Annotated in this window: 18 protein-coding genes and 5 tRNA genes; 20 read left to right on the top strand and 3 right to left on the bottom strand. The window is 66.0% G+C overall.

Annotation, left to right across the window (positions count from 1 at the left end; genetic code table 11):
* Positions 1-3: 3 nt before the first annotated feature.
* A complete protein-coding gene (prfA, locus tag ABE543_RS09120) occupies positions 4-1086 on the bottom strand; it encodes a peptide chain release factor 1 (protein WP_053520283.1) in 1083 nt (360 codons plus the stop codon).
* Positions 1064-2347: a glutamyl-tRNA reductase gene (hemA, locus tag ABE543_RS09115; protein WP_164153091.1), complete on the bottom strand. Its 1284-nt coding sequence runs from the start codon at positions 2345-2347 to the stop codon at positions 1064-1066. The genes prfA and hemA overlap by 23 nt, the downstream gene beginning before the upstream one ends.
* A 63-nt stretch (positions 2348-2410) precedes the next feature.
* Here hemA and ABE543_RS09110 point away from each other — a divergent pair, with 63 nt between their 5' ends.
* From ABE543_RS09110 to ABE543_RS09070, 9 genes are all read left to right on the top strand, one after another.
* Entirely contained in the window at positions 2411-4096 is a 1686-nt protein-coding gene (locus tag ABE543_RS09110; RefSeq protein ID WP_180875739.1) for a tetratricopeptide repeat protein, read from the top strand.
* A complete protein-coding gene (lolB, locus tag ABE543_RS09105) occupies positions 4093-4752 on the top strand; it encodes a lipoprotein insertase outer membrane protein LolB (protein ID WP_279943024.1) in 660 nt (219 codons plus the stop codon). Before ABE543_RS09110 ends, lolB begins: the two co-directional genes overlap by 4 nt.
* Positions 4749-5618, top strand: a complete 870-nt coding sequence (gene ispE, locus ABE543_RS09100) for a 4-(cytidine 5'-diphospho)-2-C-methyl-D-erythritol kinase (RefSeq protein WP_346475600.1) — start codon at positions 4749-4751, stop codon at positions 5616-5618. The genes lolB and ispE overlap by 4 nt, the downstream gene beginning before the upstream one ends.
* A 10-nt stretch (positions 5619-5628) precedes the next feature.
* A tRNA-Gln gene (locus ABE543_RS09095) sits at positions 5629-5705 on the top strand.
* 138 nt (positions 5706-5843) lie between these two features.
* On the top strand, positions 5844-6803 hold the full coding sequence (locus ABE543_RS09090) for a ribose-phosphate diphosphokinase (RefSeq protein WP_053520289.1): 960 nt from the start codon (positions 5844-5846) through the stop codon (positions 6801-6803).
* A gap of 109 nt (positions 6804-6912) precedes the next feature.
* Positions 6913-7533, top strand: coding sequence for a 50S ribosomal protein L25/general stress protein Ctc (locus tag ABE543_RS09085; RefSeq protein WP_053520288.1), 621 nt, complete (start codon positions 6913-6915; stop codon positions 7531-7533).
* A gap of 56 nt (positions 7534-7589) precedes the next feature.
* On the top strand, positions 7590-8168 hold the full coding sequence (gene pth / locus ABE543_RS09080) for an aminoacyl-tRNA hydrolase (RefSeq protein ID WP_346475599.1): 579 nt from the start codon (positions 7590-7592) through the stop codon (positions 8166-8168).
* 102 nt (positions 8169-8270) lie between these two features.
* On the top strand, positions 8271-9362 hold the full coding sequence (gene ychF / locus ABE543_RS09075) for a redox-regulated ATPase YchF (protein WP_053520317.1): 1092 nt from the start codon (positions 8271-8273) through the stop codon (positions 9360-9362).
* 611 nt (positions 9363-9973) lie between these two features.
* On the top strand, positions 9974-10669 hold the full coding sequence (locus tag ABE543_RS09070) for a hypothetical protein (RefSeq protein ID WP_193396241.1): 696 nt from the start codon (positions 9974-9976) through the stop codon (positions 10667-10669).
* Positions 10670-10743: 74 nt separating this feature from the next.
* Here the strand turns inward: ABE543_RS09070 and ABE543_RS09065 are convergent, their stop codons facing one another.
* Positions 10744-13482 carry a TonB-dependent receptor gene (locus ABE543_RS09065; protein WP_346475598.1) on the bottom strand — a complete coding sequence of 913 codons (2739 nt, stop codon included), beginning with the start codon at positions 13480-13482 and terminating at the stop codon, positions 10744-10746.
* A gap of 169 nt (positions 13483-13651) precedes the next feature.
* Between ABE543_RS09065 and ABE543_RS09060 the strand changes: the two genes are divergently transcribed.
* From ABE543_RS09060 to rplA, 11 genes are all read left to right on the top strand, one after another.
* Positions 13652-14674, top strand: coding sequence for a cyanophycinase (locus ABE543_RS09060; protein ID WP_053520321.1), 1023 nt, complete (start codon positions 13652-13654; stop codon positions 14672-14674).
* A gap of 88 nt (positions 14675-14762) precedes the next feature.
* On the top strand, positions 14763-15779 hold the full coding sequence (locus ABE543_RS09055) for an isoaspartyl peptidase/L-asparaginase (RefSeq protein WP_065182867.1): 1017 nt from the start codon (positions 14763-14765) through the stop codon (positions 15777-15779).
* A 137-nt stretch (positions 15780-15916) separates the two neighbouring features.
* Positions 15917-16002: transfer RNA gene (locus ABE543_RS09050), tRNA-Tyr, on the top strand.
* A 25-nt stretch (positions 16003-16027) separates the two neighbouring features.
* A tRNA-Gly gene (locus ABE543_RS09045) sits at positions 16028-16101 on the top strand.
* 48 nt (positions 16102-16149) lie between these two features.
* Positions 16150-16225: transfer RNA gene (locus ABE543_RS09040), tRNA-Thr, on the top strand.
* Between the two features lie 39 nt (positions 16226-16264).
* Positions 16265-17455: an elongation factor Tu gene (gene tuf, locus ABE543_RS09035; RefSeq protein WP_065176003.1), complete on the top strand. Its 1191-nt coding sequence runs from the start codon at positions 16265-16267 to the stop codon at positions 17453-17455.
* 103 nt (positions 17456-17558) lie between these two features.
* Positions 17559-17634: transfer RNA gene (locus ABE543_RS09030), tRNA-Trp, on the top strand.
* A 48-nt stretch (positions 17635-17682) separates the two neighbouring features.
* Positions 17683-18096: a preprotein translocase subunit SecE gene (gene secE / locus ABE543_RS09025; RefSeq protein ID WP_053519951.1), complete on the top strand. Its 414-nt coding sequence runs from the start codon at positions 17683-17685 to the stop codon at positions 18094-18096.
* A gap of 10 nt (positions 18097-18106) precedes the next feature.
* Positions 18107-18670, top strand: coding sequence for a transcription termination/antitermination protein NusG (gene nusG / locus ABE543_RS09020; protein WP_053519952.1), 564 nt, complete (start codon positions 18107-18109; stop codon positions 18668-18670).
* 231 nt (positions 18671-18901) lie between these two features.
* On the top strand, positions 18902-19330 hold the full coding sequence (rplK, locus tag ABE543_RS09015) for a 50S ribosomal protein L11 (protein WP_004145248.1): 429 nt from the start codon (positions 18902-18904) through the stop codon (positions 19328-19330).
* 4 nt (positions 19331-19334) lie between these two features.
* The gene (gene rplA, locus ABE543_RS09010; protein ID WP_004154350.1) at positions 19335-20033 is read left to right on the top strand and encodes a 50S ribosomal protein L1; all 699 of its coding nucleotides are present in this window, start codon (positions 19335-19337) and stop codon (positions 20031-20033) included.
* The last annotated feature ends 378 nt before the right edge of the window (positions 20034-20411 follow it).

Raw genomic sequence — 20411 nt, 5'->3', positions numbered from 1 at the left:
ACGTCAGCCCGCCGACAGCTGGGCCAGGGCATCCACCTGGTGCTCGTGGCTGAGGCGCTGCAGCAGCGGGTCCAGATCGCCGGCGAGGATGTTGGGCAGGTCATACAGGGTCAGGCCTTCCACACGATGATCGGTGATCCGCCCCTGCGGGAAATTGTAGGTGCGGATGCGCTGGCTGCGATCGCCACTGCCGACCTGCAGGCGGCGCGATTCGGCCTGCGCGGCGTCCTGGCGCTGGCGCTCGGCGTCGAGCAGCTGCGCCTTCAGGCGTTTCATCGCCTTGTCGCGGTTCGCGTGCTGGCTGCGTTCGGTCTGGCATTCCACCACCACGCCGGTCGGCACGTGGGTGATGCGGATCGCCGACTCGGTCTTGTTGACGTGCTGGCCACCGGCACCGGATGAGCGGAAGGTGTCGACCTTCAGGTCGGCGGGGTTGATGACGATGTCATCGACTTCGTCCGCTTCCGGAATGATCGCCACGGTAGCCGCCGAGGTGTGGATGCGGCCCTGCGATTCGGTGGCGGGCACGCGCTGCACGCGGTGCGTGCCGGATTCGAATTTCAGCCGCGAGAAGGCGCCACGGCCGACCACGCGCGCCACCACTTCCTTGTAGCCGCCGTGCTCGCCGGGGTTGTCGGACTCGATCTCGACTTTCCAGCCCTGGCGCTCGGCATAGCGCGCGTACATGCGGAACAGGTCGCCGGCGAAGATCGCTGCTTCGTCGCCACCGGTACCGGCGCGGACTTCCAGGAACAGATTGCCCTCGTCACGTGGGTCGCGGGGCACCAGCAGCAAGGCCAGCTCCTGCTCCAGTTCCTGCAGGCGCGCCTGGGCCGAGGCGATTTCCTCATCGGCCAGCTCGCGCAGGTCCGGATCGGCGCGCATGCCCTCGGCGGCGGCCAGGTCGGCCTTGGCGCGCGCCTCGTCGGCCAGTGCGGTGGCGACCGGTTCAAGTTGGGCGAATTCGCGCGAAAGGTCGCGGAAACGGGTGTTGTCGGCGACCACGTCGGGTTCGGCGAGCAGGCGTTCCAGTTCTTCGCGGCGCTCGGCCAGCGCTTCCAGCTTACGGCGCAGGGTCGGCGTCATCGGTTCTCACGGGTGGGTGGCGGTAACCCGGCGTGGCCGGGAACAGGCGCTCGGCGGCGCGGGTCAGGTCGGCATCGCCGCTCAGCGCGGCCGCGCGCAAGGCAGCGGTCGGGGGGTGCAGGAGCCGGTTGGTCAGGCCGTGGGCCAGCAGTTCCATGACCTCTTCGGCCGGCTTGCCGTTGGCCAGCTGCTGACGGGCACGTTCGAGCAGCTCGGCGCGGGTGGCGTCGCCGAAGGCACGCAGTTGCCGCAGCGGCGCGTGGTGGGCGCCGGCCTGCAGGGTCTCGACGAAGCGCGATACCTGCAGGTCGATGATGGCTTCGGCTTCGGCGGCGGCCTCGCGGCGGCCGCGTCGATTGTCCTCCACCGCGCGTTCCAGATCGTCCACGGTGTACAGGAAGGCATCGTTGAGCGTGCCGACCTCAGCCTCGATGTCGCGTGGCACGGCCAGATCGAACAGCAGCATCGGCTTGTGCCGGCGTGCACGCAGTGCATTGGCCACGGTCTCGCGGTGGATCACCGGTTCGCGTGCGGCGGTGGCCGAGAACACGATGTCGGCCTCGGCCAGATGGCGTTCAAGCTCGGTCAGCGGCAGGGCCACGCCGCCATGACGGCTGGCCAATTCCTGCGCATGGGCGAGCGTGCGGTTGGCGATCAGCAGCCGCCGCACCTTGCCTTCGCTGAGGTGGCGGGCGGCCAGCTCGATGGTTTCCCCCGCACCGACCAGCAGCACGGTGGAATCATCCAGGCGGGCAAAGGCATTCTGCGCCAGGCGCACCGCAGCCGAGGCGACCGACACCGGGTTGGCGCCGACCTGGGTATCGGTGCGCGCACGCTTGGCCACGGAGAACGTCTGCTGGAACAGCCGGTCCAGGCGCTGGCCAAGCAGCCCGTGGTCGCGCGCGGTCGACCAGGCATCCTTCACCTGGCCCAGGATCTGCGGTTCACCCAGCACCATCGAGTCCAGGCCCGTCGCGACCCGGAACAGGTGGCGCACGGCATCGGCGTCAGCATGCTGGTACAGGTAGCCCTGCAGGTCGCCGGCCTGGCTGCGCAGCCAATGGTCCAGCGCCTGCGCCGAATCGGCCACCGCGTACAGTTCCGTGCGGTTGCAGGTGGACAGCAGCACCGCCTCGGCAATCTGCGGGGTGTCGCGCAGCGAACCGAGCGCGCGCGGCAAGGCATCGCCGGCGAAGGCCGCGCGCTCGCGCAGTTCCACCGGCGCGGTCTGGTGATTCAGTCCGAGCACCCACAGGGTCATTGTTCAGTTGCTTGCGATAAGCTGCTGGCCATTGGACGACATTTTAAGGCCCCGATGCCGACGATGCCCGCATTGATTCGCATCCCCAGTGTTCTGCTGCTGTCCCTGGCGTGCAGCCAGGCCCTGTCGGCGGCGCCCGCCAAGCCCCCGGCGCGGGGCGCCGCCACCGAGGAACTGGCACTGGAGCCGGTGATGGCCGGCGAGTTCGCCCTGCAGGCCGGCAAGCTGGCCGAGGCGGCGCGCTGGTACCTGCAGGCCGCCCAGCGCAGCGACGGCGATGCCGGCCTGGCCGAGCGCGCGACCCGTATTTCCATGCTGGCCAACGACGATGCCAGCGCCGCCCAGGGCCTGGCCCTGTGGCAGCAGCGCGCGCCACGGTCGCTGGCCATGCGCAGCGCGGCCGGTGCGCTGGCGATGCGCCAGGGCGACGTGAAGGCGGCCCGCAGCGAGCTGCAGAGCCTGCTGCAGGACAGCGATGACCGTGGCTGGAAGTTTGCCCTGGCCGCGCTGGTCGGCGGTGGACGCGATCCGGCCGTGCCGGCGCAGGTGCTGGGCGAGCTGGTCGATGCCAACGCCATCCCGCCGAAGATCGAGGCCTGGCAGGAATTCGGTCGCCTGGCGCTGCGGATGGAAAAGCCGGAGCTGGCACGGCGCATGATCGATGAGGTGGTCAAGCGCTTCCCGGAAGAGCCGCGCGTGGCGTTGCTGCGCGCCAGCCAGCTGCAGCAGGCGGGGCAGACCGATCGCGCGCTGGCGCTGCTGCGCGAGGTCGAACCGAAGACCCGCCAGGATCCGGAACTGCGCAACGCGGTGGCCATTGCCTACGACAGCCTGAACCAGCCGGCCGCCGCCGAGCGGGTGCTGGCGGTAGGGCCGCAGGACGTGCAGACCTGGGGAATGCGGGCGTCGCTGCTGGCCAAGCAGGGAGACAAGGCGGCCCTTTCCAACCTGTACAGCGAGCTGTCGCGGCAGGCCGCCAAACCGGACCCGGCGCAGCGCCTGCTGCTGGGCAAGATTGCGGAGTATCTGAAGCGTTATCCGGAAGCGGTGCAGTGGTATCACAGCGTGCCGGGCGGCGATGAACTGAGCGAGGCCCGCCTGCGGGCGGCGAGCGCACAGGCGCTTGCCGGGCGCCAGAGCCTGGCGCTGGACGAGGTACACGCGATCCAGTCCGATGCCGGCGTGGACGACGAGGTGCGCCGCGACGCCTATCTGCTGGAAGCGGAGCTGCGGCAGCGCGCCAGCGACGATGCAGGTGAACTGGATGCGCTGGCCCGCGGTCTGGCCGCTTACCCGGACGAGAATGCACTGCTGTACGCGCGTGCGTTGGCCTGGGAACGCCGTGATGATATTGCCCGTGCCGAGGCCGACCTGCGCAAGATCCTGATCACCGAGCCGGAGAACGTGCCGGCGCTGAATGCGCTGGGCTACACCCTGGCCGATCGCACCGGTCGCTACCAGGAGGCGCTGGAACTGATCGACCGTGCCCGAGTGGCCGAGCCGGACAATGCCGCCATCGTCGACAGCTATGGCTGGGTGCTGTATCGCCTGGGCCGCAACGAAGAGGCGCTGGTGCAGCTGCGTCGTGCGTGGACCCTGGCCAAGGATCCGGAGATCGCCGCACACGTCGGCGAAGTGCTGTGGGTGCTCGGCCGGCATGACGAGGCCCGCCACTTCTTCGAGGAAGCGGCCAGGCTCGACCCCGACAACCGCGCGCTGCAGCGTGCCCGCGAGAAATTCAATCCATGAGTGCTTCCCTGTTCCGGCCGCTGCTGTTGGCAGTGGCGACCGTCGCCATGACCGCCTGTACGTCGCTGGGCACCCAGAAGACACCAGCGCCGGCCGTGGTCGAGACCGTGTCGGCCGAAGCGGCACAGGCCGAAGCCGCGCGGGTGGCGGCGCTGCAGGCGCAGCCGGAGTGGTCCTTCCAGGGCCGGGTAGCGGTCAGCAAGGGCAAGGACGGTGGCAGTGGACGCATCGACTGGCAGCAGGCCGGGCGGCGCTACGTGATCGAGCTCAGTGCACCCGTGACCCGGCAGAGCTGGAAGCTGACCGGCGACAGCCAGCATGGAGGCGGTCGCCTGGAGGGACTGGCCGGCGGCCCGCGTGAAGGCGAGGACGCGCAGCAGCTGCTGCTGGAGGCCACGGGCTGGGAAATCCCGGTCAACTCCCTGCCCGAGTGGGTGCGTGGGCTGGCGGTTGCCGATCCCGCCGGCGCGGGCAAGGTCGAGCGTGATGGCGAAGGCCGCCCGCGCCGCATGCAGCAGATGGGCTGGCAGATCCAGTACCTGGACTGGTACCCCGCCGAGGCCGGGCGCCCGTCCCTGCCGCGCCGGATCGAAGCCAGCAGCGGAGACGCCAAGGTTCGCCTGCTGGTGGACCAGTGGGGGCAGGGCGCGCCATGAGCGCGGGTGCGGAGGATGCGGGCTGGTCTTGGTGGCCGGCCCCGGCCAAGCTGAACCTGTTCCTTCATATCACCGGCCGCCGCGCCGACGGCTATCACGAGCTGCAGACCGTGTTCCGCCTGCTGGATTGGGGGGACCGCATCGGCCTGCGCCTGCGTGAAGACGGCCAGGTACGTCGGCAGGGTGAGGGGTTGCCGGGTGTGGACGAGGCCGACGATTTGGCCGTTCGTGCCGCCCGCACGCTGAAAGAGGCCGCCAACATCGACCAAGGTGTCGACATCATCGTCGAAAAGCATATTTCGGCCGGTGGTGGGTTCGGCGGTGGGTCATCCGACGCTGCCACCGTGCTGGTGGCGCTGAACCGGCTCTGGAACGCCGCTCTGGACGAGGACGCGTTGGCCGCGCTGGGCCTGCGCCTGGGCGCGGATGTGCCGGTGTTCGTGCGTGGCCGTAACGCCTGGGCCGAAGGTGTGGGAGAGCGGCTGCAGCCGATCACCCTGGCACCGGCCTGGTATGTGGTGGTCGAGCCCGGCGTTCATGTTCCGACCCCGGTCCTGTTCGCAGCCCCGGATTTGACGCGCGACAGCCCAGTGGCGAAAATAGACGACTTCGCTTCCGGGGCCTTGGTCGGGAACGCGTTCGAACCGGTGCTGCGCCGCCGCGAGCCTGCCGTCGAGGCAGCACTTGCCGCGTTGAGCGACATCGGTACCGCGCGACTGACCGGTTCTGGAAGTGGTTGTTTCGTCGAATTCGCATCGCAGACTGCCGCACAGCAGGGGCGGGCGAAGTTGCCGAAGGAGTTGCGGGCCAGGGTGGCTGCGGGCGTTGCGCGTTCGCCGCTGCTGGATGCACTCGAGCAACACTGATTTCAAATGCAGGGGCGTCGCCAAGAGGCCCAAGGCACCAGGTTTTGATCCTGGCATTCGTAGGTTCGAATCCTACCGCCCCTGCCAATGCGGCTGTGTCCGCGCCTTCAGCGCATCATCCGCGCGGGACGTGGAAACAACCGCGGTGTTGTCAGCAGCAAGGGTCCGGCGTGGTCCTTGCCGCCACCGGATCCCCGCCACTCGTCCCCGCCCGAGACAATCATGATGCAAGAGTCCCCGAACCTGCTGGTCTTTTCCGGCAACGCCAACAAACGTCTGGCGCAGAACATCTGCAAGGAACTGGGGGTTCGCCCGGGCAAGGCGCTGGTCTCGCATTTCTCCGATGGAGAAGTGCAGGTGGAGATCGAAGAGAACGTCCGCAAGCAGGACGTGTTCGTGATCCAGCCGACCTGCGCGCCGAGTGCGGAAAACCTGATGGAACTGCTGGTGCTGATCGACGCGCTCAAGCGCGCATCGGTGAACAGCGTGACCGCCGTGGTGCCGTACTTCGGTTACTCGCGCCAGGATCGCCGCATGCGTTCCTCGCGTGTGCCGATCACCGCCAAGCTGGCGGCGAAGATGTTCAGCACCGCTGGCGCTGATCGCGTGCTGACGGTCGACCTGCACGCCGACCAGATCCAGGGCTTCTTTGATATTCCGGTCGACAACGTTTATGCCTCCCCGCTGCTGCTGGCCGACATCTGGCGCGCCTACGGCACGGAAAACCTGATCGTGGTGTCGCCGGACGTGGGCGGCGTGGTCCGCGCCCGTGCCGTGGCCAAGCGCCTGGATGATGCCGACCTGGCGATCATCGACAAGCGCCGTCCACGCGCCAACGTCTCCACCGTGATGAACATCATCGGTGACGTCGAAGGCAAGACCTGCGTGATGGTCGATGACATCGTCGACACCGCCGGCACCCTGTGCGCCGCCGCCGCTGCCCTGAAGGCGCGCGGTGCGCTCAAGGTCGCCGCCTACTGCACCCACGCGGTGCTGTCGGGCCCGGCGGTGGACAACATCACCAATTCCCAGCTCGACGAGCTGGTGGTGACCGATACCATCCCGCTGAAGGACGCAGCGCGGGTGTGCAGCAAGATCCGCCAGCTGAGCGTGGCGGAGATGCTGGCCGAAACGATGCGCCGCATCGCCTTCGGCGAGTCGGTCAGCTCGCTGTACGTGGACTGAGTTTTTCGTCCCTGCCGGCAACGGCAAGGACTTCCCCGGATGCTTCTGGTCGCGGAAGCATCTTCAATCGCCAAGCCGCAGGGCAAGGCAACAACCTGAGTAGTCGAAAATGTCGAAGACCCATGAAATCAAGGTCACCAAGCGTGAACTGCAGCGTAAGGGTGCGAGCCGCCGCCTGCGTCACGCCGGTGTGATCCCGGCCATCGTGTACGGCGGCAACGCCGAGCCGGTCGCCATCAGCCTGGACCACAACGAAATCTGGCTGGCACAGCAGAACGAGTGGTTCTATGCCTCGATCCTGGACCTGAACCTGGACGGCCAGGTGCAGAAGGTCCTGCTGCGTGACATGCAGCGCCATCCGTACAAGCAGCTGATCATGCACCTGGACTTCCAGCGCGTGAACGAGAACGAAGCCCTGACCGCTTCGGTCCCGCTGCACTTCATCAACGAAGACACCTCGCCGGCTGGCAAGGCTGCCGACGTCGTGGTCACCCACGAACTGAAGGAAGTGACCATCAGCTGCCTGCCGAAGGACCTGCCGGAGTCGATCGAAGTCGACCTGGCCGACCTGGCTGCTGGCGACGTGGTGTACCTGTCCAACATCAAGCTGCCGAAGGGCGTGGAAATCCCGGCCCTGGCGCTGGGCAAGGACCACGACGACGCGATCGTCACCGCCAAGCACGGCAAGGAAGACGCTGCCGACGCTGAAGAAGCACCGGCCGCCGAGTAATGCCCCCGCGGAGCCTGCTCCGGCAGGCGCCGCCCCGGCATCTACAGGAAGATCCAATGGCAGGACTGCGACTGATCGTCGGTCTGGGCAATCCCGGATCGGAGCACGCCCGGACCCGGCACAATGCCGGGTTTCATTTCGTTGAGGCCCTGGCGGAAAAGGCAGGGGCGCGATGGAACGTGGACAGCAAGCTGTTCGGCGAGACCGCCAAGGTCGAGATCGCCGGGCAGACGGTATGGCTGCTCAAGCCTGCCACTTTCATGAACCTCAGTGGCAAATCGGTCACCGCCGCGCAGCGGTTCTGGAAGATCGAGCCCGAGGAAACCCTGTTGGCGCATGATGAACTGGACCTCCCGCCCGGTGTGGCGCGGCTCAAGTTCGACGGCGGTCATGGCGGCCAGAATGGCCTGCGTGACACCATCCGCCTGCTGGGTCACGGCAAGTTCCATCGCCTGCGCGTGGGCATCGGCCATCCCGGCCACAAGGATCGCGTGGTGGGCTGGGTGCTGGGCCGCCCGTCCAAGGACGACGACCTGCTGATCGCGCGCGCCATCGACGATTCGATCGACGTGATGCCGCTGGCCGTGCAGGGCGATTTCAATGAAGCGATGAAGCGCCTGAACACCCCGAAGTAGCTGCCAACCCCGGTTGGCACCCGCAATGATCGATTGAAACAGCTTGGGAAAGCGGCGCGCGCGCTGTTTTCCCAATCAATTTCACCCCAGAGGTTGTCAAAGATGGGTATCAAATGCGGCATCGTCGGCCTGCCCAACGTCGGCAAGTCGACCCTGTTCAACGCGCTGACCAAGGCGGGCATCGCCGCGGCGAACTTCCCGTTCTGCACCATCGAACCGAACGTCGGCATCGTGCCGGTGCCGGACCCGCGCCTGAACGAGCTGGCAGCGATCATCAACCCGCAGAAGGTCATTCCGACCGCCGTGGAATTCGTCGACATCGCCGGCCTGGTCGCCGGTGCTGCCAGCGGCGAAGGACTGGGCAACAAGTTCCTCGCGCACATCCGCGAAGTCGATGCGATCACCCACGTGGTGCGCTGCTTCGAGAACGCCGACGTCATCCATGTCAACAACAAGGTCGATCCCATTTCGGATATCGAAACCATCGATACCGAACTGGCCCTGGCTGATCTGGACAGCGTCGAGAAGGCGCTGAACCGCGCCGAGCGCGCTGCCAAGGGTGGCGACAAGGAGGCCGCCGCGCGCAAGCCGGTGCTGGCCAAGCTGCAGGCTGCGCTTTCTGACGGCAAGTCCGGCCGTTCGGTGGGTCTGGACGAGGAAGAGAAGGCGCTGGTGCGCGACCTGTTCCTGCTGACCCTGAAGCCGGTGATGTACATCGCCAACGTGCTGGAGGACGGGTTCGAGAACAACCCGCACCTGGAAGCCGTGCGCGCGCACGCTGCCGCCGAGGGCGCGCAGGTGGTACCGGTGTCCGCCGCGATCGAGGAAGAACTGTCGCAGCTTGACGACGAGGATCGCGACACGTTCCTGGCCGACCTGGGCCTGAGCGAGCCGGGCCTGAACCGCGTGATCAACGCGGCTTACAGCCTGCTGGGCCTGCAGACCTACTTCACCGCCGGCGTGAAGGAAGTCCGCGCCTGGACCGTGCGCAAGGGTGCCACTGCCCCGCAGGCCGCCGCGGTCATCCACACCGACTTCGAGAAGGGCTTCATCCGCGCCGAAACCATCGCGTATGACGACTTCATCAAGTACAAGGGCGAAGCCGGTGCCAAGGAAGCCGGTCGCCTGCGCCTGGAAGGCAAGGAGTACCGCGTGCAGGAAGGCGACGTGCTGCACTTCCGCTTCAACGTCTGATCCAGCGGCATCGGATCGACCCCGGACGCCCCGCCCCGAGCGGGGCGTCCGCGTTTCCGACATCCGTCTCTGCGCTGGACAAAAATTGACCATGCTCTGAAACGCCTGCGGCGCAACGTTCGCACACACTTGTCCACATCAAACCCCCACCGCTTTCCACGCGCGGTGTGGAAAACCCAGCGTGCCGCTGTAGCGCCGAGCCCATGCCCGGCTGATGCGAGCCGGAGCCGAGCATGGTCTCGGCTCTACAGAAGCTTGTCCGCACGCCGTGGACAAAATTTCACCGCGCTTGGAAACGCCTGCGCGACAACGCTCTCACCCACTTGTCCACATCAAGTTCCCATTGCCTTCCACGCGCCGTGTGGAAAACAATCGCGGCCGTGGACAAAAAATAACCACGCATGGAAACGCCTGCGGTACAAGGCTCGCACCTACTTGTCCACACCAAGCCCCCATCGCTTTCCACGCGTGGTGTGGAAAACCACGGCCAACAGCAGATTCCGATTTCGGACTTGTTGCATGGTGCGCGGCGCGGTGCTGCTTCAGGCTGGCCTCCGGCCCTTCCACTGACACGGGCGGCGCCATGCCTGTTCGCTATCCGGAGAGTTGCGATGACGACGCGAACGTATGGGTGGGTAGTGGCGATCGCGGCCCTCGGATTGCTTCTGGCCTACGGCTGCCAATACATGGTCGTGCGGCCTGCACGAGGGAGTGCATCAGCCCCGGAGTGCAGTGCCGTCAGCCTGTTGAGTGCCATGCGCGAGCGGCTGCGACCCGAAGCGGACTTCAGCGAAAGCGGAGGTATCTACCTGGACTCTGTTGACCCGGAGGATCCAGAGGCACTGATCGCCTATGCAGCACTGGGCCGTTTCTGCCAGGAGCCAGCAGGACGACGCACCGATGAGGGGCAGGCCCTTGCCAGACGGCTTGCCCGGATCGCATCCAGCTTCATCGTCGGGGGAAGGCTTGAGCCCGGTCGCTACGTCCTGACCGCGGCCACGGATGGCTCCCGGGGCGATGAAGTGGTGGCAGTGTCACCGGAACACCTTGCACTGCTGCGGAGCATGAACACCCGCACGCTGGGGAGAGCAGTGATGCTGATGGACAGCAAGCGTCCCTACGGTGATATGCATTATTTCTACATCGACATGGCCCGCGCGCTGGGGGAGCCGGTTCCGCTGGACGCGAATGGTAATGCGACGTTCGCGCCGGGGGTGATTGCCCGGTACGACGAACTGCATGGACAGATGCTTGATGTGGTCCGTGTTTTCTGGCGCTTTGCGGAGCCGGTGCAGTCTGCGTCCTGAGCGGAACTGCACGCGGAAGGGGACGGAGGCCTGCGCCCCCGTCTTCCCGCCTGAGTTCAATGCAGCGGCACGCCTTACAGCGCGCTGCCGCCGAACTTGTGCGTGTACTGCAGATTGATCGTGCGGCCCACGCTGTCGAACCAGGAGACGTCGTAGTACGGGTACGCCGTGTATGTGGCGTCCTTCGGCGGCATCTTGTTGAACACGTTGACCACAGACAGAGACAGGCGCGAGTGGTCGTCGAAGCGATACTGCACCGACGCGTTGTAGCGGTACGTGGCCCTGATGTACGGGCTGTCGCCGCTGTCCCAGTCGAACACCTGGTCGTAGCTGTCCGAGGTGGGCAGCTTGCCCAGTCGCGAACCGTACACGGTGGCCGACCACGCATCCTTTTCCCACGTCACACTGACGCTGCTCTTGGTGCGTGGGATGTCGAAGCCGCTGTTCACCGCGAACTGGTCCTCGATCGTATCGCCGGTGTAGCGCTGGAAATCGTGCTTCTTCACCCAGGTGTGGCTGCCGTTGAAGATGAAGTCACCGATACCGGTCTGCAGGCGGTAGCGCAGGCCCGCATCGATGCCTGAGGTCGACTCGCGTGCCACGTTGATCGGATTCACGTGCACCCCGTACAGGCGGCCGTCGGCGGTCCGGGTCACCCGCGCCAGTGCGTCCACGCAGGTCGGTGACGTGATCTCGGCGTCGCCCAGGCGGCAGTTCGCTTCACTGGCCAGGATCGTGCGCACGTCCATGTCCTGCACCTGCCTGCGCATGTCGATGTCGAACCAATCCACCGAAAGATCCAGCCCTGCGGCTGGCGACCAGACGAAGCCTGCGCTCCACGAGTTGCTGGTCTCCGGGTCCAGCTCGCGGTTGCCGCTGCGGCTGCGGATGACGTTGCGCTCGTAGTCCGAGCAGTCGTCGGCCTGTTCGGCGCGGCAGCTGTACAGGTCCTCGGCGCTGGTCTCGTCGTTGCCGGGGCCGGCAAACACGTAGTGCAGGTCCGGGGCGCGGAAGGCCGTGCCGTACGAGCCGCGCACCAGCAGGCTCTCGACCGGGCGCCACTCAAGGCCGCCGCTCCAGGTCGCCTTGCCGATCGTGTGGCCGGAGTAGCGGTACTGGTCATAGCGACCGGCCACGCTCAGGTTGATCGTCTCGTGCAGCGGCATGCGCAGCTCGGCGGCCGTTGCCCAGCGGTTGCGCGAACCCTTGCCGTCGGAATCCTTCCAGCTGTAGTAGTAGTACTGGGTCGCCAGCGGATCGGGATTCAGCGCGTAGGCCTGCTGGCCCACTTCCACGGTCGCGGCAAAACCGGCATCGCCGCCGGGCAGGGCGAACAGCGAGCCGTTGGTCAGGGTGAGGGCGGCCGTCTCGGTGCGGGACTTCGGGGTATAGGTGGTGCGTGCGGCGATCGCGTCGTACTCGGCGCGGGTCAGCGGGCGGTACAGCCGCGACGGGTCAGCGTTGTAGATCGGGAAGCCGTCATCGTCCTCGCCCAGCTGCGGGCCCAGGAACAGGTCGTTGGCCCTGCCGGCGATGATCTGCGGCCAGCTGATCCGCGACTGGTACTGCGAATGGCTCAACGCCGCTTCGTAATCCCAGTTGCCGGCCAGGTTGCCCTTGAAGCCGGTGGTCACGCTGAAGGTCTTCTGCGTGCTGCGCACCATCGCGTTGCGCAGGCCACCCATTTCCTCGGGCGAGAACTGACGCTGCCAGAACTCGATTTCGCCGGTGGCTTCGTTGCTGAAGTAGCCCGACTCGTCGCCGTCGGCGGCCATGCGGCCCCACGACGTCACGTCGCGCATCAGCGCCAGCGTGTGGTAACCCATCTGCACGTCGGCGAACCACTGCTGGCCGTTGTCGAAGTCATAGCTCAGCGAGGCATAGCCGTTGGCGCCGCGGCGCTTGCTGAGGATGGTGCCGTAGCCGATCGACGCGTCGCTGCCGCAGTAGTAGCCATAGCGGGGGCGGAAGGCATGGTAGGTGCTGCCCTGGTTCTGTCCGCTCAGGGCATCGCAGGTGGCCGCGCCCGGATCCAGGTAGTCATCGTTGTAGTCGGTGCGCAGGTAGGCACGGCGGGCGATGCGCGAGCCCTCGGTCGGCCCGTCCTGGGTCGAATCCTGGATGTCGCGCTCATAGGCCCACAGCGGCGTCTGCGACTGCAGCTCCACGCTGTACACCGCATTGAAACGGCCCGTGCTGAACCCGCTGGACAGGCTCATGTCGAAGGAATCGCCACCGCCTTCACTGGTGGTACCCATGCGCACGTCGACCGTGGTGCCGTCGGCCTTCTTCTTGAGGATGAAGTTGACCACGCCGGCGATCGCGTCCGAACCATAGATGGCCGAGGCGCTGCCGGTCAGCACTTCGATGCGGTCGATCATGCCCAGCGGAATGTTGGACACGTCGGTGAAGTTGCTGCGGCCCTGGAACGGCATCGGGAAATCGGCGATGCGGCGGCCGTTGACCAGCACCAGGGTGTGGTTGGGCCCCAGCCCGCGCAGGTCGACCTGCTGCGCACCCGGCGAGAAGTCGGCGCCGCTGGAGGATTGCTGGCTCTGCGTCTCGCCGCCGTTCTGGGTCATTGCCCGCAGCACGTCGGGCACGGTGGTGAAGCCGCTGGAACGGATCTGTTCGGCGTCGATCACCGTGATCGGGGCGGGGCCCTCGACCTGGGCGCGCGGAATGCGTGAGCCGGTGACCTGTACCGCATCGAGCTGCCGTACCGGAGAGGAGGCCGGAGCCTGGGCCGCCGCAGAAGCGGCAAGGCCCATCAACGCCAGCTGGATCGACCACGCCATCGCCTGTCTACGCATGAGAAGTTCCCGGAAGTAATGCCGGCCCGCAGAGGAGGGGCCCATCCCCCATTCAGATTTCCGCAATGGGCGCCGGCATTTAACGCCTTTTTCATGCCCTTGACTACTGATGACCCATCTGGCAAAGAGTGAAAACGCTTGCAGGTCGTTTCTGTTCAGGGAGATCAAGATGCGACGGTTCCATCGAAGGCTGCGTCACGTGCTTGCCGGCCTGGCAGTGCTGGTTCTCCTGGGCTCGCCGCTGGCCGCGTCCGCGCAGGACCTGCAGGGGCCGGGATTCGCCTATTACGAGACCGGCGATCTCGATGCCCCGCGACCGGGGCCGAGGGCGCCGGCGATGATGCTGATGGGCGGCGGAGAGTGGGTGCCGGAGGCGTTCCAGTGGTGGTTGAAGCAGGCCGGCAATGGCCGCGTGCTGATCCTGCGCGCCTCCGGCAGCGACGAGCTGCAGGAGCGTCTGCACCATGACATCGGCGGCACCACCGCCGTGCAGACCCTGGTGTTCGACAGCCGTCGTGGCGCCGACGACCCGGCCGTACTGCGGGTGGTGGCCGCGGCCGACGCCATCTTCATCGCCGGCGGCGACCAGTCGCGCTACATCCGCTTCTGGAAGGGGACCGCACTCAACCGCGCGCTCAATGCCCACGTCCGTGCCGGCAAACCGATCGCCGGCACCAGTGCCGGATTGGCGATCCTCGGTGGCTATGCCTACGGCGCGCTTGACGGTGGCAGCGTCACCTCCGCCGCCGCGCTGGCCGACCCGATGGGCAGCGCGGTGACGATGGACAGTGGCTTCCTGCAGATGCCCTATCTGCAGCGGGTGGTCACCGACACCCACTTCGACCGGCGTGATCGTCTCGGTCGCCTGATCGTGTTCGTTGCCCGTGCCGCGCAGGACAGTGGCGACCCGGACATGATCGGCATCGGCGTGGACGAAGACACCGCGCTGTGCGTGGAGCCTGACGGACGCGCGCAGGTCTACAGCGCCGATGGTCATGGCAGGGTCTGGGTGGTCCGCCCGGGCCGTGGCGCGGACCGGCTGACGCAGGGCGAACCGCTGCGTTTCCATGCTGTGCCGGTTACCGTGGTGGCAAGCGGTGGCCGCATGCGGCTGGACGACTTCCAGGCCGACGCCGACTATCACGCAGCGGTCGATGTTGACGGTGGCCGGATTGAACTGATCCGTCGCTGACCGCTGCTGCCGGCCGCGCGCCGGCGCTTCCCTTCGGGCATCTCGTCGAGCCTGCTCGATGCCATCGCTTCCATTTCCGGAGATATCGATGAAGCTTCATCTGGCGCTGTCTGCGCTGCTGTCCCTGCCGTTGCTCGCCCATGCTGCGCCGGATGCGTCGCCCCTGCTGGTCATCCATGGCGGTGCCGGCGTCGAGCGCAAGGATCTGTCCGCCGCCGAGGAGAAGGCGGCACGTGCGGCACTCCGTGCGGCGCTGCTGAAGGGGCATGCCGAGCTGGCAGCCGGTCGCCCTGCACTGGCGGCGGTCACCGCAGCGATCACCGTTCTCGAGGACGATCCCACGTTCAATGCCGGCAAAGGCGCGGTGTTCACCCACGACGGGCGCAACGAGCTGGACGCGGCCGTGATGGATGGCGCCACCCAGGCTGCCGGCGCGGTGGCCGGCGTGCAGCGCGTACGCAACCCGATCCTGCTGGCAACGGCCGTGATGCAGGAATCGAAACACGTGATGATGGTCGGGCAGGGCGCTGAGGCGTTCGCCGTCGAGCAGGGCATGACCCTGGTCGATCCTTCGTACTTCCGCACCGACAAGCGCTGGCAGCAGCTGCAGCGCGCACTGAAGGAGGAGGCCGGCGGCCAGGCCCACGCCGACCTGGAAACGGCCCGGCACTTCGGCACGGTCGGTGCGGTTGCGCTGGATGCGCAGGGGCGCCTGGCAGCGGGGACCTCCACCGGAGGAATGACCAACAAGCGCTACGGGCGTGTCGGCGATTCGCCGATCATCGGCGCCGGCACCTGGGCCGATGCACGCTGTGCGGTGTCGGGGACCGGGTGGGGCGAGTACTACATCCGCACCGCTGCCGCGCACGAGATCTGCGCGCGTATCCGCTACCAGGGCCAGTCGCCGGCGGAGGCGGGCAGGGGCGTGATCAACGAGGCGATTCCGCAGATGGGTGGGGATGGCGGTGCGATCGTGCTCTCCGCCGATGGAAAAGCGGCCACGCCGTTCAACACGCAGGGCATGTACCGCGGCTGGATCGGTGCCGACGGCGTTCCGCATGTGGCGATCTTCGCCGACGAGGCCTTGGCACTGCCCGGGCAATAGGCTTGCGTATCAAAGGGTTTGCGACGCATGTGAAAAAAAGTGAAAAAAAGCGTTGACAGGCCCCCGCTTCATCTCCAGAATTGCGGGCTCACCACCACACACCGCAACGCTTCGGCGGCACGGGATGGGGTTGAAACGGAGGGATACCCAAGCGGCCAACGGGGGCAGACTGTAAATCTGCTGGCTTACGCCTTCGGTGGTTCGAATCCACCTCCCTCCACCAGCTTCACGTTGTGGCACTTCCCGGTGCGGGAGTAGTTCAATGGTAGAACCTCAGCCTTCCAAGCTGATGGTGCGGGTTCGATTCCCGTCTCCCGCTCCATTGAATGAACTTTGAATATTATCGAGTTCATGCCATAATGCAAAACTCGCTCACGTAGCTCAGTCGGTAGAGCACTTCCTTGGTAAGGAAGAGGTCGAAGGTTCGATTCCTTTCGTGAGCACCATCTTCAGCACCACACCAGACGAATTCGAGATAAGCAGCCATGGCCAAGGGTAAGTTCGAGCGCACCAAGCCGCACGTCAACGTCGGCACCATCGGTCACGTCGACCACGGCAAGACCACGCTGACCGCCGCGCTGACCAAGATCGGCGCCGAGCGCTTCGGTGGCGAGTTCAAGGCGTATGACGCCATCGACGCCGCACCGGAAGAAAAGGCTCGTGGCATCACGATCTCGACCGCGCACGTCGAATACGAATCCCCGACCCGTCACTACGCCCACGTTGACTGCCCGGGCCACGCTGACTACGTCAAGAACATGATCACCGGTGCCGCCCAGATGGACGGCGCGATCCTGGTGTGCTCGGCCGCTGACGGCCCGATGCCGCAGACCCGCGAGCACATCCTGCTGTCGCGTCAGGTCGGCGTGCCGTACATCGTGGTGTTCCTGAACAAGGCTGACATGGTCGACGACGCCGAGCTGCTCGAGCTGGTCGAAATGGAAGTGCGCGAACTGCTGAGCAAGTACGAGTTCCCGGGCGACGACACCCCGATCATCTCGGGTTCGGCCCGCCTGGCGCTGGAAGGCGACCAGAGCGAGATCGGCGTGCCGGCGATCCTGAAGCTGGTCGACGCGCTGGACACCTGGATTCCGGAGCCGGAGCGTGCGATCGACAAGCCGTTCCTGATGCCGGTGGAAGACGTGTTCTCGATCTCGGGCCGCGGCACCGTGGTGACCGGTCGTATCGAGCGCGGCGTGATCAAGGTCGGTGACGAAATCGAAATCGTCGGTATCCGTCCGACCCAGAAGACCACCGTGACCGGCGTGGAAATGTTCCGCAAGCTGCTGGACCAGGGCCAGGCAGGTGACAACGCCGGTCTGCTGCTGCGCGGCACCAAGCGTGACGACGTCGAGCGCGGCCAGGTTCTGGCCAAGCCGGGTTCGATCACCCCGCACACCGAGTTCGAAGGCGAAGTGTACGTGCTGTCGAAGGACGAGGGCGGCCGTCACACCCCGTTCTTCAACGGCTACCGCCCGCAGTTCTACTTCCGCACCACCGATATCACCGGCGCTGCCAAGCTGCCGGAAGGCGTGGAAATGGTGATGCCGGGTGACAACGTCAAGATGACCGTGACCCTGATCAACCCGGTCGCGATGGACGAAGGCCTGCGCTTCGCCATCCGCGAAGGTGGCCGCACCGTCGGCGCCGGCGTGGTCTCGAAGATCATCAAGTAAGCCTGCAGTACCGGCGGTTGCATAGCGCTGCCGGTCGCGCGAGTGGCGGGCCGGGAACCTCGGTCCGCCTTCGCCGTCTAAGGGAAGGCAAGTTTCAAAACGTACGCCAGTAGCTCAATTGGCAGAGCAGCGGTCTCCAAAACCGCAGGTTGGGGGTTCGAGTCCCTCCTGGCGTGCCATCTGCCCACCTTATCCAGCGGCTCTTGCCGCTAAAGCAGACACACCGGATGAATAGCAAGATCGAACATTCCAAGGACACCTCCGCCAGCGGTGGAGATATCGTCAAGTACGTTGCCGCATCCCTGCTGGTGCTGGCGGGTCTGTTCGTCTGGTTCTGGTTCTCCGCCGACTCCGGTCGCGCCGCCCAGCTGGGCGCGTGGGCGGGTCAGCTGCGTGCGTTGGCGGTCGTGGTCGGTCTGGTTGGCGGTATCGGCGTGTTCATGCTGACCGGCAAGGGGCGCGACACCCGCGAATTCCTCTCCGAGTCGCGCTTCGAACTGCGCAAGGTGGTCTGGCCGACGCGCCAGGAAGCCGTTCGCATGACCTGGGTCGTGATTGTCGTGGTGCTCATCCTCAGCCTGCTGCTGGGTGGCTTCGACTTCCTGATCCAGAAACTGACTCAGTGGTTCCTGAGCCGCTAAGGAGAATTGCATGAAGCGTTGGTACGTCGTTCACGCCTATTCGGGCTTCGAGAAGTCGGTGGCGCAGGCTCTGCGTGATCGCATCGTCCGTGATGGCATGGAAGAGCGCTTCGGCGACGTCCTGGTTCCGACCGAGGAAGTGATCGAGATGCGCGCCGGCCAGAAGCGCCGGTCCGAGCGCAAGTTCTTCCCGGGTTACGTGCTGGTCCAGATCGAGACCCACGAAGAGGCCGGTATTCCGCGCATCGACAACGAAAGCTGGCACCTGGTCAAGGAAACCCCGCGCGTGATGGGCTTCATCGGCGGTACCGCCGATCGTCCGCTGCCGATCGCCGATTCCGAAGCCGAGTCCATCCTGAACCGCGTTCAGGAAGGTGTCGAGAAGCCGCGTCCGAAGGTGCTGTTCGAGCCGGGCCAGATGGTCCGCGTCACCGATGGCCCGTTCAACGATTTCAATGGTGTGGTCGAAGAAGTCAACTACGAGAAGAGCCGTCTGCGCGTCTCGGTGCTGATCTTCGGTCGTGCCACCCCGGTCGAGCTCGAGTTCGGCCAGGTCGAGAAGCAGACCGGCTGATGCCCGGTGATGCTGCCGGCCACGGGCTGGCAGCCTTCAGGTCGCCCTCCCTGTTCAGACAGGGCGCCCAAAATCTGATATAGTGCGCGGCTCCCCGCTGGGAAGCCAGCAGGACGAGGCCGCCGAAAGGTGGCCTTCGGCATGATTTCAAAACGCGATGCCGGGACGCGTGATTCCCGGTCCGATGGGGAGCCTGTTGTCGAAAGGCGCTAGCACCCGGAGAGTACTCACATGGCAAAGAAAGTTGTCGGTTACATCAAGCTGCAGGTGAAGGCCGGTCAGGCCAACCCCTCGCCGCCGGTCGGTCCTGCGCTGGGTCAGCGCGGCCTGAACATCATGGAATTCTGCAAGGCGTTCAACGCTGCCACGCAGAAGCTCGAGCCGGGTCTGCCGGTTCCGGTGATCATCACGGCCTACTCGGACCGTACGTTCACCTTCATCACCAAGAGCACCCCGGCCACCACCCTGCTGAAGAAGGCCGCTGGCATCTCGTCGGGCTCCAAGCGCCCGAACACCGAGAAGGTCGGCAAGGTCACCCGTAAGCAGCTGGAAGAGATCGCCAAGGCGAAGGAACCGGATCTGACTGCCGCCGACCTGGACGCCGCCGTGCGTACCATCGCTGGCTCTGCCCGTTCCATGGGCCTCGTGGTGGAGGGTTAAGAAGATGGCACAGACCAAGCGTGAGAAGGCCATCAAGGCCGCCGTCGTTCCGGGCAAGGCTTACGCCTTCGAGGACGCGATCAACATCCTGAAGAGCGCCACCAAGGCCAAGTTCGTCGAGTCGATCGACGTTGCTGTGCGCCTGGGCGTCGACGCGAAGAAGTCCGACCAGCAGGTCCGTGGCTCCACCGTCCTGCCGGCCGGTACCGGCAAGTCGGTCCGCGTTGCCGTGTTCGCTCCGGCCGGTGCCAAGGCTGATGAAGCCCTGGCCGCTGGCGCCGAAGCCGTCGGCATGGATGACCTGGCCGAGAAGATGCAGGCCGGCGATCTGAACTACGACGTCGTCATCGCGACCCCGGACGCCATGCGCGTTGTCGGTAAGCTGGGCACCGTGCTGGGCCCGCGCGGCCTGATGCCGAACCCGAAGGTCGGCACCGTTTCCCCGAACCCGGGTGAAGCCGTGAAGAACGCCAAGTCGGGCCAGGTCCGTTACCGCACCGACAAGGCTGGCATCATCCACTGCACCATCGGCAAGGCCGACTTCGCCGAAGACGCGCTGAAGTCGAACCTGACCGCGCTGCTGCTGGACCTGATCAAGGCCAAGCCGGCCACCTCGAAGGGCACCTACCTGCAGAAGGTTTCGGTCAGCTCGACGATGGGCCCGGGCGTCACCGTCGACCAGTCGTCGCTGACCCTGAAGTAATTGTTTCAAGCGGTCACGGTACTTTCGGGTGCCGTGACCGTGACATTTGAAGGCATCGCAGGCAGCCCACCGCCTGCGGTAGCCGTCAAAGACCGCAGGCGCGGTCGTGGCAGGGCCGGCGACGGGCACGGAAGCTCGATATGGCAGGGAGTCGCCGCCGGAACAGTCATGAACGCTTAATCGATTCCCCGGAATCACCCTGCGTAGATGGTGCCCTTCTGGAGTTTTTCTGGTTCACGCACGTCTGGGTTTCCCAGGTTGGCCCACTCCAGGTCTAGAACGGCCCACCCCCCCGGAACATCATCCTGGTGTTCCCGGCGTCCAGGACGGATGCCGCACAGGACCGCACACGGCAGGAGCCGTAAGCGGAGTTCAATT

It is taken from the genome of Stenotrophomonas sp. TWI169, assembly GCF_039674705.1.
Taxonomy (GTDB): domain Bacteria; phylum Pseudomonadota; class Gammaproteobacteria; order Xanthomonadales; family Xanthomonadaceae; genus Stenotrophomonas; species Stenotrophomonas maltophilia_P.
This window is presented reverse-complemented; position numbering and strand designations above follow the sequence as displayed.